The organism is Arthrobacter tecti, from assembly GCF_054511355.1.
In genome coordinates, this window is the sequence record NZ_JBTNCT010000001.1 from 285355 (window position 1) to 302176 (window position 16822).

Genomic DNA, 16822 nt, shown 5'->3' on the forward strand with positions numbered 1-16822 from the left:
CCGAACGCTTCGGATACGACGTTGCCCGGCACTTTGATTCAAGTACCGGGCAACGTGGTTCAGGGGTGAGCGGCGCACCTTGTCAGGCTGGGACTGTGCTCTCTTCACCCTTCGCTTCGAGGGAACGCCGATGCAGCACCTTCTTCTCCTGCTTGCGGATCTCGGGCTCGTTCATCCGAAGCATCGCGTACATGGGAGCTGCCACGAAGACCGTAGTCAGCGTTCCGATGATGATTCCGACAAACAGGGCAAGGGAGAGGTCCCTGAGCGTGCCCGCTCCGAGCAGCATGGCGCCGATGAACAGGATGGCAGCAACCGGAAGGACCGCCACCACTGAAGTGTTGATGGATCGGACCAGTGTCTGGTTCACCGCAAGGTTCACCTGCTCACCGAAGGTCCGCTTAACGGATACGTCCTGGTCCGCCGTGTTCTCCCGGATCTTGTCGAAGACCACCACGGTGTCATATAGCGAGTAACTCAGGATCGTGAGGAACCCGATGATCGCGGACGGCGTCACCTCGAAGTCGCTCAGGGCATAGATCCCCGCGGTGGTGACCATGACCACGAAGAGAGCGGCCATCGCCGCTACGGACATCTTCCACGTTCGGAAGTAAATCGCCATCAGCGCAGCCGCCAACACCACGAATACAATCAGGCCGATGATTGCCTGGCGGCTCACGTCCTCGCCCCAGGTGGGCCCAACGAAGTTGGATGTAACATCTTCGCCGGTCACACCATAGGCGCCGATAAGCGCGTCCCTGACCTCCAGGGTCTGGTCATCGCTCAGCCGCTCGGTCTGGATGCGCATTGTCTCCGGAGCGATATTCGTAACTCGCGGAATGGCCTCCGGCACAACGCCGGTCACCGCTTCTTCGCCGGCCGCGACGTTGGTGTCCTGCACATTGGAGACGGTGAATTCCGATCCGCCGCGGAAGTCGATTCCGAGATTAAACCCACCCTTGATGACGGGAATCAACAGGGAAATCAGCACCGCGGCGCCCGCGATGATGAACCACAGCTTGCGCTTGCCGACGAATGGATAGGATCGCTTACCGGAGTAGAGCTCGTTGCCGAACTCCGCAAAACTGAACCGGCTCATCGGTTGTCCCCTTCCTGGGATCCGCGCCCTCGGGCGGCGACAGCCTCGTGGTCGTTCGTTGTTTCGGGTTGCTGTGCGTCTTTGTCCCGTCCGGCAGCCTTCTGTTGCTCGGCAAGCCGGCGTTCAGCGATAGTCGTGCGGCGTTCCGCCTCACCGGCGGCCGCCTTGTTGCGGCCGCGGAGCTCGACTGCAGGCTTCTCGACCGGCTTGTGGCGTACGCGTCCAGCACCACGGTACAGCGGCAGTACGCCAAGCCGAGATGGATCAAGACCGGACCAGCGGTGCCCTTCACCGAAGAAGCGGGTCATCGCGAGCAATCGCATCATGGGGTGCGTGAAGAGGAAAACGACGATGAGGTCCGCGATAGCCGTCAGGCCCAGGGTGAAGGCGAACCCGCGCACGTTTCCAACTGCCACGAAGTAAAGGACAACGGCGGCTAGAAGGTTCATCGCCTTGGATGCAAGGACGGTCCTCTTGGCGCGCCGCCAACCGTTTTCCACGGCGGACACCAGCCCGCGTCCGTCGCGGAGTTCGTCCCTGATTCGTTCGAAGTAGACGATGAAGGAGTCCGCGGTCTGGCCGATTGCCACGATCAGGCCCGCCACACCTGCAAGGGATAGACGGTAGTTCTCGGTCCAACCGAGGATGCAGATGGCCAGGTAGGTAAGACCGCCCGCCACGACGAGCGAGGCGATCGTGACCAGTCCGAGCATCCGGTACTGGAACAACGAGTAAACGGCGACCAGCACCAACCCGATAATGCCGGCGATCATACCGAGGCGAAGCTGGTCTGCACCAAGGGTGGCGGAAATCTGCTGCTCACTCTGGATCTCGAAACTGATGGGCAGCGCACCATACTTCAGCTGCTCAGCGAGGGCCGCAGCGGACTCCTCGGTGAAGCTGCCGCTGATCTGCGGGCGGCCGTCGGGGATGACCGCGTTCGTGGTCGGCGCGGAGACGATGACGCCATCGAGCACGATTGCGAATTGGTTCCTGGGGTCGCCCTGGCCGATCGCGAACAGGCGTTCGGTTACCTCACGGAATTTTTCCGTTCCCTCATCATTGAAGTCGATGTTCACAACCCACTGGTTCAGGGACTGACCCCCCTGTCCGGTGGCCATCCCGAAGTCCGCAGATTCGATATCGGTCCCTCTAACCTCGACCGGTCCAAGAATGTACTTGCCCATGGTGTCGGGTTCGCAGGCGACCATCGGCTGGTCTGCAGGTGCTGGCTCGACCGCCGGCTCCAAAGCCTCCGGGCTGGTGCAATCGGTCGACTCGAACTCCTGTATGAGCTCCGGGGTGATCCAGTTGGGGTCGCTTGCACCGGTGGGTTCCGCCGACGGCGTGGGCAGCTGGTCCTCCGGAGTCGGCGTTTCTGCTGCCGGGGCCTGTCCGGCCCCGCCGAGCAACACCGGCCGGAACTCCATCTGGGCGGAAGCCTGGATGAGCTCCCTGGTTTCCGGGTCCGGGATACCCGGAAGCGCAACAATGACGTTCTGGCCGGACTGGGTGCTGATCTCCGCTTCAGCTACGCCGCTGCCGTCCACGCGCTGGCGAATGATCTCGACCGCCTGGTCGAGTTGCTCAGGGGTGATCTCCTCGCTGCCGCCCTGTACCTGGGGCGCGAGGATCATCTGCGTGCCGCCTTCAAGGTCGAGGGCGAGCTTGGGAGCCCAGCTGGCGTTGCTCCACAGCGAGCCGCCGCCAAGCAACAGCGCAAGGAGTGCAAAGACTACGCCGAGCCAAACGAGTGTTCGTTTGGCCGCCGAGCCCGGTCCGGATGGTGCCATGGTGGGTGAATCCTTCGTGTTGGAAACGTGAGACTTCGAATTCCCGCCGCAGCAGCTGCGACGGGCGTCGGCTACTACTGCTCTTTGTCGTTCCGATCGCGGGCGTTCTCGCGGTTCAACCGCTCAGCGGTTTCTTCGGCTGTCTCGGGTTTGACCGGGCGATCCGCCTCGTTTGGTGAGTCGGTGAGCGAGGAGGCGTCGTCGGGCACTGTCTCCGTGTGCTCCGCTTCGGCTACAGGCTCGGGTGTGACCACCTTGCTGAGCGTCTGGGAGTGCACCGTAGCCGTCACACCCGGAGAAATCTCGATGAGCGCTTTGTTGTTGTCCTCATCCAACGAGACGATGGTTCCGAACAGGCCGAAGTTGGTCATGACGTCCGTACCCGGGATCATCTGCGTGCGCTGCTCGGCAACCTGCTTCTTCATCTTCCGCTGCTTCCGGAACATGGTGAAAATCAGGAAGGCGAGGGCCAGGGGAAGAAGCAGGGTGAAGATATCGAATCCGCCACCGGTCTGTTCGGTGGACTGGGCAACTACATTTGCGAGCACAGAAAAGTTCCGTTCCTATATTTGGTCAGCGCAGTCAGGCCGCAGCGGGTGCGATTCCGACGCCGATTTCCGCGGCCCTGTGCGGCCGGTCCGAATGGTGATTCCACAACGATGGCCGCACGGTGTGCCGCACGTCATATCAGTGTAAGCCGTATAGCCCCGAACACGCGCACCAGCCCCGGTGCAGCACTTTCGGGCAATCCTCTCCTTAGGCGTTGCTTCTATCCGGCGCTGTTGTCGAGATAGTTGCCGGAGCCGGTGTCACTGACCTCCTGGTACACCGAGAAAAGGTCCTCCGGCATGGCTGCTGCCACTGTCGGCGGCATTGCCAGGCCGAGGTGCTCCCAGGCCGCTGCAGTGGCGATCCGTCCGCGTGGCGTACGCCCGAGCATCCCCTCGCGCACCAGGTACGGCTCGGCGACTGTCTCCACCGTTTCAGGTTCCTCCCCCACCGCAATGGCAAGGGTGGACAGGCCCACCGGCCCCCCGTTGAACTTGGTGACCAGTGCGGTCAGCACCGATCGGTCGAGGCGATCAAGACCCTTTGCATCAACCTCGTACATGTCGAGGGCAGCTGAAGCGCAACGGGCGTCGATGACATCGACCGAGTGAACCAGCGCCCAGTCACGGACACGGCGCAGCAACCGGTTGGCGATTCGCGGCGTGCCTCGCGAGCGCCCGGCGATCTCGGCGAACGCCGCAGAATTTACGCGCATATCCATCATCATCGCCGAACGCCGCAGCACAAGCTCAAGTTCCTCCGTGGAGTAGAACTCCAGATGCCCCGTGAATCCAAAACGGTCGCGTAACGGTCCCGGCAGGAGGCCCGCGCGGGTGGTGGCGCCAACCAGTGTGAACGGCGGCAGTTCCAACGGGATAGCTGTGGCACCCGGGCCCTTACCGACGATGATGTCTACCCGGAAATCCTCCATTGCCATATAGAGCATTTCCTCGGCGGGGCGCGACATCCGGTGGATCTCGTCAAGGAACAGCACTTCGCCGTCGGTCAGCGACGAAAGGATCGCCGCGAGGTCACCGGCGTGCTGGATGGCCGGGCCGGAGCTGATGCGGAGCGGCGCGTTCATCTCGGCCGCAATGATCATTGCCAGCGTGGTCTTGCCAAGTCCGGGAGGTCCTGAGAGGAGCACGTGGTCGGCACTCCGGCCGCGGAGCCTGGACGCTTCCAGGACCAGGGAAAGCTGACGCCGGACCCGTGCCTGGCCCACGAAGTCATCAAGGTTCTTGGGGCGCAGTGCCGCTTCGACGGCCCGATCCTCCGGATCGACTGCTGCGGAAATGAGCGGCTGCTCGTTGTGGCCTTCCATACTCTCTGCCATGTGAACTCCTACGACCGCACGGACGCGCGCGCGCCGTCCTGGCCGAGCCGCCGGAGAGTGAGTTTCAGGATGGACCCCACATTGCCGGCGGCGGCAACCTCGGGCGAGTCCTGAACGGCTGCGTCAATGGCGGCTCCGGCGTCTTTCTCGGACCAGCCAAGGCCCATCATCGCCGCGAGCACCTGCCCCTGCCAGGGATTCGACGCCGCAGCGGTTGGACCGGATTCGAGCGGCACGAGTTTGTCGGCCAGTTCCAGCACGATTCGCCGGGCCCCCTTCGGTCCGATGCCCGGCACCTTGCTGAACGCCTTGTCATCGCCCGAGGACGCAGCAACGCGGATGACCTCCGGGGTATGTACGGCGAGTACAGCCAGCGCCAGCCGCGGACCTACGCCGCTGACACCGAGCAGGGTTTCGAATACTTCGCGCTCCTCCGGCTCCGAGAAACCAAACAGAGTCATGGAATCCTCGCGGACGATCAGAGCGGTGAAGACCCTGGCCTGATTACCGACACGCAGGTTGGAGAGCGTTTGCGGCGTCGCCTGAACCAGCATTCCGAACCCGTTTACATCCAGGACTGCCGAATGCAGGTCCACGTGGCTGACGGTTCCGGTCAAAGAGCTAATCATGCGCTGCGGCTCCAAGCTGGTCGAAGTGGAATATCACCGAACATATCTACGAATCAGCGTACGGCCCGCACTGGGCATTCCGGCAACCGCCACACCGAAGGAGCGCTACCTCACCGCCGTCGTCGGGCCTTTGCTTCCGCTTCAGCCCACAGGCGCTGGGCCGCCGTGAGCCCCGTGCTGCCGGACTGCAACTGTGCCGACGACGACGCGCCCGTGCGCCACGCGTGCGTGATGGCGAGCGCCAGTGCGTCTGCGGCGTCGGCCGGTGTCGGTGCGGTTGAGAGCCGCAAAATCTTCGTCACCATCTTGGTAACAGCGGCTTTATTCGACTGGCCGTTGCCGGTGACCGCCGCCTTGACCTCGGTCGGCGTGTGAAGGGCCACCGGAATGCCGCGCCGCGCCGCCGCGACGATCACCACTCCCGAGGCCTGCGCCGTACCCATGACTGTGCTGACATTGAGCTGGCTGAAGACACGTTCGACGGCGAGGACCGCCGGTGCGTGGGCGTCCAGCCAGATATCCACCGACTCCGCAATTTTCAGCAACCGTTTGTCAAGGCTCTGGTCCGCCGGCGTACCCACCACCCCGACGGCGACCAGCGTGGCCCGACGGTTCGGCTCAACGTCGACGACAGCGAGTCCGCAGCGCGTCAGTCCGGGATCCACACCCATCACGCGCACCGTCATTCCGGGGTGCTCCTTCTCACGCGGCGGTGCCTGCGGTGGAAGGACTAATCGTCGCTGTCCAGCTCGGCAAGGACGTCCTCACTGAGATCAGCGTTGGAGTACACGTTCTGCACATCATCGAGCTCTTCGAGAGCGTCGACCAGTTTGAGGAACTTGCGCGCGGCGTCGGCGTCGAGTTCCACCTGCATCGAGGGTACGAACTCAACCTCATCTGTCTCATACTCGATTCCGGCCTCTTCCAGCCCCGCGACGACGGCGCGCAGATCCGAAGGCTCCGAATGCACGTCAAAGGAATCACCGGATTCCGTAACTTCTTCGGCACCGGCGTCCAGGACGGCCATCAGGATGTCGTCCTCGCTCAGCTCCTTCCGGGGAAGGGTGATAACGCCCTTCCGTGAGAAGAGGTACGCCACGGAACCGGGGTCGGCGATGGTGCCGCCGTTGCGCGTAATGGCAACGCGGACCTCCGAGGCAGCACGGTTCTTGTTGTCGGTCAGGCACTCGATGAGGAGGGCTGAACCCTGTGGGCCGCGTGCTTCGTAGATGATCTCCGAGTAATCGATCACCTCGCCGGTGAGGCCTGCACCGCGCTTGATTGCGCGGTCGATGTTGTCATTGGGCACCGACGTCTTCTTGGCCTTTTGCACGGCAAGTTCCAGCGCCGGGTTGCCTGACATGTCCGCACCGCCGGCACGCGAGGCGACCTCAATGTTCTTGATCAGCTTGGCGAAGGACTTGGCGCGTTTGGCATCGATCACGGCCTTCTTGTGTTTAGTGGTAGCCCATTTAGAGTGCCCCGACATGCTCTGCCCTTCTCTTCGCGATCATGGATAGGAATAACTCGTGGATCCGGTGCTCACCAGTGACCTCCGGGTGGAAGCTCGTTGCGAGCAGGTTTCCAGAGCGAACTGCAACAATTCTAGCTACCGGCTTTGCCCCGGCCTGTTCAGCCCCGTGTTCAGCCGGCGGGGTATCCGGCGCGTCAACCTGCGCGAGGACCTGAACGGACTCCCCCACTTTCTCCACCCAGGGGGCGCGGATGAACACCGCCCGGACCGGCTCGCCGTTCCCCGGGAGCTGGGCGAAGTCAAGGTCCGTTTCGAAGGATTCACGCTGCCGACCGAACGCGTTCCGCCGCACCACTATGTCCAGTCCGCCCAGTGTCTGCTGCGGGTTTCCCCGCAGGTCGAGAGCTGCGTCAGCGATGGTATCCGCCAACATGATCATGCCCGCGCAGGAACCGTAGACGGGGAACCCTCCACGGATCATCTCCCGCAGCGGTTCGGCGAGTTCGAAAGCGCGGGTCAGTTTGTCCATGGTGGTGGATTCGCCGCCCGGGATGATGAGCCCTTCGAGCTCCGCCAGCTCACCGGGCCGACGCACAGCCGCTGCGCTCCCGCCGAGCTTTTCGACCACACGGATGTGTTCGCGGACGTCGCCCTGCACGGCCAGGACGCCGACGCGCACGGGCGAGCCGGGCAATGGGTTGGTGGAAGTCACCGCTCCATTCTAGGTTGGCACCCCTCTCATGCGCCGAATCGGCGTCATGACCAACCATGCCAACGACGACGGCATTCTCGGGTGCCATGCCCGGACAGGTTCCAAACCGCGATAAGTTAGGACCTATGTCTGCCCTGTCTAGCTTGAGCGTCCCCCTGGGCAAAGCGGTTCGCGCCGCTTCCCGGCTGCGCGGCGGCGGCTCCGCGTTTCCCGGCCTCGTTGTTGAGCGGATCGACCCCGGATTCATGGCCAGGGCGTTGCGGAACCTGCCACGGGGCGTTGTCGTCGTCAGCGGCACCAACGGGAAAACCACTACCACCAAGATGGTGGTCGAGCTGCTGCAGGGCCAGGGGCTGAAGGTCTTCACCAACCGGACCGGCAGCAACTTCACGCGGGGTGTGGCTGCGGCCCTCCTTGGCGAGGTGGACTTGCGCGGGCGCCTCGACGCCGACGTCGCGGTGCTCGAACTCGATGAAGCCCACGCGGTGCACTTCGTCAACCTCGTTCCGCCTACGCACTGCCTGCTGCTGAATGTGCTGCGCGACCAGCTGGACCGCTTCGGCGAGATCGACAAAACCACGCGGCTACTGGAGCAGATAGCGCGCAAGACAACGGGCACCGTGGTTCTGAACAGGGAGGATCCGCGGGTCGCTTCGATCGCCTCAGCCATACCCCGGACAGCGATCACCTACTTCGGCCTGGACGAATCGCTTCGGGGAACCTTCCCGAGCGACGACGAACTGCGCGGCGCCACCGGCACCGCCCCCGCATCGGACTTGCCCGCCGACGTCGTACTGGAAACGGTGGACGGGAACACTGCCTCACTCACGATGGACGGTGAAACCAGCACCGTGGACCTCAGCCTGCGCGGGGTCTACAACATCTTCAACGCCGCCGCTGCGCTCGCTACTGCCCGGGTGATCATGGGCGGCGATGTCCAGCGCGCACCGCTGCTGGCGTCCCTTGCCGCTGTGGAGCCGGCATTCGGGCGCGGCGAATCGCTCGTGGTGGACGGGCAGCCGCTGGAACTGGTTCTCGTGAAGAACCCGAGCGGGTTCCGCCTCGGCCTGAAGTCCTTCGACGCAGCCGGATACGCCACCATGATCGCGATCAATGACAATTACGCTGACGGCCGTGACATGTCCTGGCTGTGGGATGTGGACTTCGACAGCCTGAAGGACGGCGGCGTTGACATGGTCAGCGGTGTGCGCGCCTACGACATGGCGCTCCGGCTAAAGTACGACGACGTTCCCGCCCGAGCAGTGGAAACCGACACCGGGTCGGCTCTGCGAACGTTCATCCGCAGCGCCCAGGGCCGTCCGAAGCGGATCTTCTGCACCTACACCGCGATGCTCGCCATCCGGCGGGGCCTTTCCAGAATCACCGACGTGAAAGTGGTGTCATGACTACCGGCAACACTTCGAATGAACAGCTTCCAAGCAAGGGAACTGTGCGCATCCTGCAGCTCTATCCGCGGGACATGAACATCTACGGCGACTGGGGCAACGTTCTTGTGCTCAACCAGCGCCTGGCCTGGCACGGCTACGACGCCGTGCTTCTCGAGCACAACGCCGGTGATACCTTCCCGGACGAGGTGGACCTCCTGATCGGCGGGGGCGGTCAGGACAGTGGCCAGGTGGTGATCCAGCAGGATCTTCAGTCCAACGCTGCACACCTGCGTGCCCTCGCCGAGGACGGAACCCCGATGCTTGCGATCTGCGGGCTGTACCAGTTGTTCGGCAGGTTCTTCAAGACACACGACGGCACACTGATTCCGGGCATCGGCGTCCTGGACATTGAAACGCACGGCGGCGACAAACGCCTGATCGGCAATGTGGTGGCCCGCAGCGAGGAATTCGGTGACATCCACGGCTATGAAAACCACAGTGGCCAGACGTTCCTGGGCCCGGGGGTAAAACCACTGGCCACGGTGACCAAGGGTGAGGGCAACAACTCGACCGACAACCACGAGGGCGCGCGCCACCTCAATATCGTGGCGAGCTACCTGCACGGTTCCCTGCTGCCGAAGAACCCCGCTGTCGCAGACTTCCTGATCGAACAGGCAGTAACGCGCAAGTATGGATTCTTCGAACCCGGCGAGGTTGACGACAGCCTGGCCGAACTCGCACGGCAGCACGCGGGCACCCGCCCGCGCTGAGCGTCTTCTCCGAAAGGTCAGTCCTCCTCGGACACCAGCCACTGGTGCGCGCCGTCCTCGGACGCGCCGTACGTTTCAATGGTCGCCAGGGTGCGCGCTTTGACCGCCTCCTCGTGCTCCACCGTCGAGCAGGAGCCCGGCTCCTGGTCGGGTGCGAGCGAGCACCAGCGGTAGGGATCCCGGACGATCACCGAGGGAACCCATGCCAGGTCGCTGACCGTCCACTCGCCGTCCTCCTCTGCGAACTGCGCGCGGACGGTAAGGCCCTCATTGTTGACGTCATAGACCGGAGAGAGTTCCGTAACCCCGTTCCCGAGTCCGTAGACGATCCAGGTGTCGTTGTAGTACTCGATGGGCAGCACCGAGTGGGTGTGGTGCCCGTAGATGAAGTCGACTGCCCCGCTGTCCGCGAGCGCATGGGCCAGGTCGATTTGCTGCTGGTTGGGCAGTGACGCGTACTCATCCCCGGCGTGAATTGCCGCGATAACGACGTCGGCGCCCTCCTGCCGCGCGCGTTCCGCCTTGGCGATCATCGTCGGGGCATCCAGCATGTCCACCTGCCAGTCAAACTCCGGGATGAGCCCGTTCAGTCCATAGGTCGCTTCGATGACCGCCACCTTGGCTGCAGGCGCATCAAGGATCATGAGTTCCTGCGCGTCCTGCTCAGTACGGTAGGAACCCGTGTGCTCAAGACCCAGGCGGTCGAGCGTGTCGAGTGTTCGAACGAGCCCCTCGGTACCGGCGTCGATCGTGTGGTTACTGGCCGTGGTGCAGGCCTGGTAGCCAACGGCCTTGGCCGCATCCAGGATCTGGGGCGGAACGTTGAACTGGGGATAGCCGCTGAACGGCCCATCCGGGGTGGCAACAGGGGTTTCCATATGGCACACCGCGAGGTCGCTGTTCTCGATATAGGGCCGCTGGCCCGCCAGCAGGGGCTCGAAGTCGAGTGTTCCGTTCCCGGTTCTCCGGGCGTCTACCGCCGCCTGGTCCCAGAGCTGGGGATGAACCAGGAGGTCACCGGAGGCCATGAGCGTGAAACACCGGTCAGTGGGACAGTCCGGGCCCTTGCCCGGGGTCGGTTCGGGGGTTGGCTCGGCAGACGGCTCGGGTTCGGTGCTTGCAGAAGGCGGCGGCGTCGTCGTGGCCGTTTGCTGTGTTCCCTCGGTGGTGCGCCCCTCGCCCACCCCCATGCAACCCGAACACGCCAGCGCCAGTATGATTCCCAACCCCGACATCCCTGCGGTTCGCCAGCGACCAGCCACTACGTCCTCCTCGATCGTGAGCTTCCATGATAGGTCGGAGCTACTCGAAGAAGCGGTATTCGCTGGAGAGGTGACGCCCGTTGTGCAAAGGTTGGTTCTCATGAGCAACCCTTTCTCCACCACGAGTACACTGCCGTACCAGCTGCCGCCTTTCGCCCAGATCCGCGAGGAACATTTCCTGCCCGCCTTCGAGGCCGGATTTAGCGGGCATCTCGCCGAATTGGACTCAATTGCCGGCAACACCGAACCGCCGACGTTCGAAAACATGATCATCGCCCTCGAGCGCGCCGGGCACGCGCTTCGCCGGGTGGCGCTTGTGTTCTACAACAACTCCTCGTCCCACTCGACGGAGGGCATTCAGGCCATCGAGCAGGAAATCGCGCCGAAAATGGCCGCCCACGAAGACAACATCTACCTCAATGGCTTGCTGTTCGAGCGGGTCAACGCAGTGCCGGTGGAAGGCCTTGACCCAGAATCGGCCCGGTTGGTCCAGGAGTACCGGCAGCGCTTCGTCCGTGCCGGTGCACAACTAGACCCCGCAGCCCAGCAACGCCTGAGGGAGCTGAACGGAGAACTCTCGCGGCTGAGCACTGACTTCTCGCAGCGCCTCATGAGGGAGATGAACGATTCCGCTGTGCTGGTCGCGGATCCCGCTGAGCTGGACGGGCTCACCGAGGACGACCTCGCCGCTGCGGGAGATGCCGCAAAGGCTGCCGGACACCCGGACGGGTATCTGCTCACCCTCATCCTTCCCACCGCCCAGCCGGCGCTGGAGACACTTACCAACCGCGAGACCCGTCAGCGTCTGTACGAAGCATCGATCAACAGGGGCTTCCGCGACAATGCCAACAACACCACCGGGGTAGCTGCCCGCATGGCCGCACTGCGGGCCGAACGCGCAGCACTGCTCGGCTTCGAGAACCATGCCGCGCTGGCAACGGATGACCAGACCGCGCCGTCGCTGGATGCCATTCACCAGATGCTCGACCGGCTCGCGAAGCCGGCCGTACGGAATGCCCGCGCCGAGGCGCAGGAACTCGAGGCGGCGGCCGGACACCCCATCGAAGCGTGGGACTGGGCGTTTTACTCGGAGAAGGTCCGAACCGAACGGTTCGATGTTGACCTGGCTTCCCTCCGCCCCTACTTCGAACTGGAACGCGTTCTCAAGGACGGCGTCTTCTTCGCAGCCAACAAGCTGTACGGGCTCACGTTTCATGAGCGGGATGATCTTCAGGGTTACCACCCGGATGTACGGGTCTGGGAGGTCCGTGAGGAAGACGGCACCGAGCTCGGTTTGTTCCTGGGCGACTACTACACCCGTGATACCAAGAACGGCGGCGCCTGGATGAACTCCTTCGTGGAGCAGGCCCGGCTCACCGGGACGCGCGCCGTCGTCGTCAACAACCTGAACGTGTCCAAGCCGCCGGCAGGGGAACCGACGCTCCTGACCTACGATCAGATGCGCACCACCTTCCACGAGTTCGGCCACGCGCTACACGGCCTGTTCTCGGACGTCACCTACCCGTTGTTCTCGGGGACGTCGGTGCCGCGTGACTTCGTCGAATATCCCTCGCAGGTCAACGAGATGTGGATCCTGTGGCCGGAGGTGGTGAACAACTACGCGCGCCACTACCGGACCGGAGAACCCCTGGCTGCGGAAACGATCGACAAGCTCCTGGCCGCGCAGCAGTGGGGCGAGGGTTTCGCCACGACCGAGTACCTCGGGGCAGTACTGCTTGACCTCGCATGGCACGAACTTTCCCCCGGAGCCACGGTGGAGGATCCGCTCGCCTTCGAGCAGCAGGCACTGCGTGAGGCTGGTGTGGACTACGCACCGGTACCGCCGCGCTACCGTACCGGATACTTCAAGCACATCTTCGGCGGCGGCTACTCTGCCGCGTACTACGCCTACATCTGGAGTGAAGTGCTGGACGCGGACACCGTCGAATGGTTCAAGGAAGCCGGCGGCCTGACCCGGGCAAACGGAGAACACTTCCGCAAGGAGTTGCTCTCACGTGGATACAGTGTTGATCCCCTCGAAGCGTTCAGGACCTTCCGCGGACGCGCCGCCAGCATTGAGCCGCTTCTTGAGCGCAGGGGCCTGGCCGAACAGGCATGACGACGATCGCCGGTTGCCAACGTCTCCAGCGGTCCTGGTACGCCGCGCTGGCACAGGCAACCGGCGGCCGCACGTTCTCCACCCACGAGTGCGACTGGATCTGGCTGCCTGCGCGCTCAGAACTCATGCTGATGTTCCCCGCAAGAATCTCCACGGCGGGGTTGGGGCCGGGCCTGGCCGAGGGGGTCCGCCTGGGCGTTCAGACAGTCGGCGTCTGGCTGAACGCCGCTGTGCGTGCAACCGGTCTGGCGGAGTTCGGATTCACACCCGGGTGGCAGCCCTGGTGGATGAGCGCGCCAGCCGATGCGCTCTCCACATTCCGCACGGACGGCGTGGAGCTTACGTCGGCAGTACCTGAGTACTCCGGTGTTCTCGCCGCCGAACTGGCGGTGGTCAGCGCTGCACCGGCGCGGGCATGGCACGCGCTTGCCCGCGTGGATGGCGCGGCCGCCGGTGCAGCTTATTCCTTCTTCGACCGTTCCGCGGGCGGCTCCAGCACTCTGGGAGGTATCTTCAACATGGAGGTGCTTCCCCAGCACCGCCGTCGCGGACTCGGGACAGCGCTGCTGGCCGCTGCCGGGGGTCAGGCTGCAGCGGCTGGCGCGAAGGAGTTGGCGCTCAATGCCACCCCGGCGGGATATGAGCTGTACTCCCGGCGGGGTTTCGACCTGATTGGACGCGGCCAGACGTGGTGGCTGCACCTCGACCGGTGAGAGCGTTCTGCCGTAACGGCCATCAATCAATTCGCTGCCATCGGCCACCCTGCAGCACACGCCGCGGCGGTGATCCGAACAGTGGCTGGGTGAGAACGTCAGCGACATCCTGCTCCCACGGCAGCTGGTCCGAGTCATCTGCCCAAACCGCTTGGAGCGCCCGAAGTTTCTTCCCGTAGATTTCATCTGCGATAAGCAGCACGTCCCCTGGAATCTCCAGTGGAGCCAGATGTACCCTGCGTTCCTTGAGTGGAACCTCCAGCTCAGGCACCAGCACCAGCCGTCCGTTCACCACCATGTCCGCGAGCGTGTTGAGCATATCGGCTGTCTCTTCCATCATCCGGCCGGTCAGCAGAATCTCCGGAGCCCCATGGACGGTAAGGCCGACCGTGTAGCAGACGGGTGGACTGGTGGTTGTGCTGTACACGTACTGAAGCTGGACGCCGCTGCGCGCCACACGTTCTCTAGTCTGCTCAACGACCTCGTCCCAGGTTGCCCCGTTACACATATCGCACATATTTGCCTCCTGTTGCCGCATGGGATGACCTGCCCCGCCCTCAACAGGCGGTGAAGTCAGTCTTCCCTCCGGCTCTGACAAAACGTGTCGGGGCGTCGGTGCCGGACACGTTATGGCTGCTGGAGCACCCACTCCCCAGCGCCGTCCTCTGCAGCGCCCATCGACTCAACGGTGGCTTTGGTGCGCTCACGGCTGGCAACGTCCTCGGCGGCGCTCACGCAGGCGGTGCCCTCTGCCGCCATCTGCTCGAGCTGATCGGCGGCGACCGGACACCAGCGGTGTCCGGGCCCGTTCCAGGTGGCTGGGAGCCAGCGAAGTTCCTCAACGTGCCACACGCCGTCGTCGTTCTGTTGGAAGTCTGCCCGGGCCAGGATGCCCTCGGTGTTCCGGATGTCGGGGGTCACGTGGGCGGCGAGGGTATTGCCCAGTCCGTAGACGATCCAGACGCCGTTGTACTTCTCAATCGGCAGCACGGAATGGCTGTGATGACCGTAGATGAGGTCGAACTCGCCGCTGTCCACCAATGCGTGCGCAACCTGTTGCTGCTGTGCATTGGCGTAATCGGCGTACTCGTCACCCGCGTGGACTGCAGCGAGGACAAGATCGGCGCCCGCAGCACGTGCCTGACGCGCCTTCTCTATCATTGCCGCCGGATCCAGCAAATCCACCTGCCAGGGGAACTCGGGAACCAGTCCGTTGAGCGCGTAGGTTCCGGTGATGACGGCGATGCGGGCGTCCCCGGCATCCACGATTAACGGTTCAACGGCGTCGGGGCTGCGGTATGAGCCAGTGTGTTCGAGTCCAGCGCGGTCCAGCGTGTTCAGCGTGCGGTTGAGTCCGGCTGTACCCGCGTCGATTGTGTGGTTGCTCGCCGTTGTGCAGGCGTCATAGCCGACTTCAACCACGGCATCCGTTATCTGAGGCGGGACATTGAAGGCCGGGAAACCCGAAAAGGGTCCGCCCGGCTCAGCGAGCGGAGTTTCCTGGTGGCAGACTGCGAGGTCCGCCGGCGCTACGTACTCCTCCTGGGCGGCAAGGAGTTCGCCGAAGTCGAGGGAGCCTCCGCCGTCCGCCCGCGCCTGCTCCCACAGGGCCTCGTGCAGGAGCAGGTCCCCTGAGACGACGACGCTGGTGCATGCAGCCGCCGGGCACGCAGGACCGCTCGGAACAGGGGTTCCGCCCGAGCCTTGGGACTCGGCGGGGATCGACGGCGACGGGTCGGGCGGAGATTGAAGCGTACGCGTGCTCGCTGTCGGCGCGCTTTCGTCGGTACTGCCTGCAGGGACCTGATCCGCACCGACGCAGGCTGACAGTGCCAGCAGCATTGCCAGCGCCGCCGCTCCCCCACGAAAACTCCGCCTATCCACGCTTTCAGGATAGGCCGTTGGGTTTCTCCGCCGGACGGAATTCACCGTCTGGGAACGGCGGAAGGGGCCGGACTCTTCATCCGACCCCTTCCTTTTACTGATCGCTTCGGGTTACCAGCCGCGCTCAGCAAGGCGGTGCGGCTGCGGAATTTCGTCCACGTTGATGCCGACCATCGCTTCGCCAAGGCCGCGGGAAACCTTGGCCACCATGTCAGGATCGTCATGGAAGGTGGTGGCCTTCACGATGGCAGCCGCTCGCTCCGCCGGGTTCCCCGCCTTGAAAATGCCGGAGCCGACAAACACCCCGTCAGCACCAAGCTGCATCATCATCGCGGCGTCAGCCGGGGTAGCGATGCCGCCCGCCGTGAAGAGCACCACAGGAAGTTTGCCTGCGGCGGCAACTTCCTTCACCAGCTCGAACGGAGCCTGCAGTTCCTTCGCGGCAACGTACAGCTCATCCTCAGCCATGGAACTCAGGCGCGAAATTTCCGAACGGATCTTACGCATGTGCATTGTGGCGTTCGAAACATCGCCGGTGCCCGCCTCACCCTTGGAACGGATCATCGCCGCCCCCTCGTTGATGCGCCGCAGCGCTTCACCGAGATTGGTTGCGCCGCACACGAAGGGGACCGTGAACTTCCACTTGTCAATGTGGTTCGTATAGTCGGCCGGGGTCAGCACCTCGGACTCATCGATGTAGTCCACACCAAGGGACTGAAGCACCTGCGCCTCGACGAAGTGGCCGATCCGGGCCTTGGCCATCACCGGGATGGAAACGGCTTCAATGATGCCGTCGATCATGTCGGGATCCGACATGCGGGATACGCCGCCCTGCGCGCGGATGTCCGCCGGCACCCGCTCAAGCGCCATGACAGCCACGGCACCGGCATCCTCAGCGATGCGTGCCTGCTCCGGGGTGACAACATCCATGATGACGCCGCCCTTGAGCATTTCCGCCATCCCGCGCTTGACGCGGCTGCTGCCGGTCACTGACGCGGTGGTCGAAGCTTCTTCAACAGTGGACACAGTTTGGCCCCTCAGGGTAGAGAAAAGATGACATTCCATGATACGTCCGTGCCGGGCCGATAAACGCC

At 63.8% G+C, this 16822-nt stretch carries 16 protein-coding genes; 4 read left to right on the plus strand and 12 right to left on the minus strand.

The annotated features are described in order from the left end of the window. Positions 1-82 precede the first annotated feature (82 nt). From secF to pdxT, 8 genes are all read right to left on the minus strand, one after another. Positions 83-1099, minus strand: coding sequence for a protein translocase subunit SecF (secF, locus tag ACX80C_RS01315; protein ID WP_459324420.1), 1017 nt, complete (start codon positions 1097-1099; stop codon positions 83-85). Next, positions 1096-2892 carry a protein translocase subunit SecD gene (gene secD / locus ACX80C_RS01320; RefSeq protein WP_459324421.1) on the minus strand — a complete coding sequence of 599 codons (1797 nt, stop codon included), beginning with the start codon at positions 2890-2892 and terminating at the stop codon, positions 1096-1098. The genes secF and secD overlap by 4 nt, the downstream gene beginning before the upstream one ends. A 74-nt stretch (positions 2893-2966) precedes the next feature. Beyond that, on the minus strand, positions 2967-3440 hold the full coding sequence (locus ACX80C_RS01325; RefSeq protein ID WP_459324422.1) for a preprotein translocase subunit YajC: 474 nt from the start codon (positions 3438-3440) through the stop codon (positions 2967-2969). A 221-nt stretch (positions 3441-3661) separates the two neighbouring features. Continuing rightward, positions 3662-4765 carry a Holliday junction branch migration DNA helicase RuvB gene (gene ruvB, locus ACX80C_RS01330; protein WP_459324620.1) on the minus strand — a complete coding sequence of 368 codons (1104 nt, stop codon included), beginning with the start codon at positions 4763-4765 and terminating at the stop codon, positions 3662-3664. 20 nt (positions 4766-4785) lie between these two features. Next, positions 4786-5406, minus strand: coding sequence for a Holliday junction branch migration protein RuvA (ruvA, locus tag ACX80C_RS01335; RefSeq protein WP_459324423.1), 621 nt, complete (start codon positions 5404-5406; stop codon positions 4786-4788). A gap of 110 nt (positions 5407-5516) precedes the next feature. Beyond that, a complete protein-coding gene (ruvC, locus tag ACX80C_RS01340; protein ID WP_459324424.1) occupies positions 5517-6092 on the minus strand; it encodes a crossover junction endodeoxyribonuclease RuvC in 576 nt (191 codons plus the stop codon). Between the two features lie 44 nt (positions 6093-6136). Beyond that, on the minus strand, positions 6137-6895 hold the full coding sequence (locus ACX80C_RS01345; protein WP_459324425.1) for a YebC/PmpR family DNA-binding transcriptional regulator: 759 nt from the start codon (positions 6893-6895) through the stop codon (positions 6137-6139). Next, positions 6879-7592: a pyridoxal 5'-phosphate synthase glutaminase subunit PdxT gene (pdxT, locus tag ACX80C_RS01350; protein ID WP_459324426.1), complete on the minus strand. Its 714-nt coding sequence runs from the start codon at positions 7590-7592 to the stop codon at positions 6879-6881. Before pdxT ends, ACX80C_RS01345 begins: the two co-directional genes overlap by 17 nt. A 134-nt stretch (positions 7593-7726) precedes the next feature. Here pdxT and ACX80C_RS01355 point away from each other — a divergent pair, with 134 nt between their 5' ends. Continuing rightward, a complete protein-coding gene (locus ACX80C_RS01355) occupies positions 7727-8998 on the plus strand; it encodes a MurT ligase domain-containing protein (protein WP_459324621.1) in 1272 nt (423 codons plus the stop codon). Beyond that, a complete protein-coding gene (locus tag ACX80C_RS01360) occupies positions 8995-9750 on the plus strand; it encodes a type 1 glutamine amidotransferase (RefSeq protein ID WP_459324427.1) in 756 nt (251 codons plus the stop codon). Before ACX80C_RS01355 ends, ACX80C_RS01360 begins: the two co-directional genes overlap by 4 nt. A 17-nt stretch (positions 9751-9767) precedes the next feature. Here the strand turns inward: ACX80C_RS01360 and ACX80C_RS01365 are convergent, their stop codons facing one another. Next, positions 9768-10985 (minus strand): CapA family protein, encoded by a 1218-nt coding sequence (locus tag ACX80C_RS01365; protein ID WP_459324622.1) that lies wholly within the window; start codon positions 10983-10985, stop codon positions 9768-9770. Between the two features lie 127 nt (positions 10986-11112). Here ACX80C_RS01365 and ACX80C_RS01370 point away from each other — a divergent pair, with 127 nt between their 5' ends. Continuing rightward, complete coding sequence (locus ACX80C_RS01370) at positions 11113-13131, plus strand: M3 family metallopeptidase (protein ID WP_459324428.1); 2019 nt, start codon at positions 11113-11115, stop codon at positions 13129-13131. Then, positions 13128-13844, plus strand: a complete 717-nt coding sequence (locus ACX80C_RS01375) for a GNAT family N-acetyltransferase (RefSeq protein WP_459324429.1) — start codon at positions 13128-13130, stop codon at positions 13842-13844. The genes ACX80C_RS01370 and ACX80C_RS01375 overlap by 4 nt, the downstream gene beginning before the upstream one ends. 22 nt (positions 13845-13866) lie before the next feature. On the opposite strand, the gene ACX80C_RS01380 is transcribed toward ACX80C_RS01375, so the two are convergent. The 3 genes from ACX80C_RS01380 to pdxS form a co-directional block, all read right to left on the minus strand. Further along, positions 13867-14361 (minus strand): DUF4262 domain-containing protein, encoded by a 495-nt coding sequence (locus ACX80C_RS01380; protein WP_459324430.1) that lies wholly within the window; start codon positions 14359-14361, stop codon positions 13867-13869. A 110-nt stretch (positions 14362-14471) separates the two neighbouring features. Beyond that, entirely contained in the window at positions 14472-15728 is a 1257-nt protein-coding gene (locus tag ACX80C_RS01385; protein ID WP_459324431.1) for a CapA family protein, read from the minus strand. A 111-nt stretch (positions 15729-15839) separates the two neighbouring features. Next, the gene (gene pdxS, locus ACX80C_RS01390) at positions 15840-16754 is read right to left on the minus strand and encodes a pyridoxal 5'-phosphate synthase lyase subunit PdxS (protein ID WP_459324432.1); all 915 of its coding nucleotides are present in this window, start codon (positions 16752-16754) and stop codon (positions 15840-15842) included. Between the last annotated feature and the right edge of the window lie 68 nt (positions 16755-16822).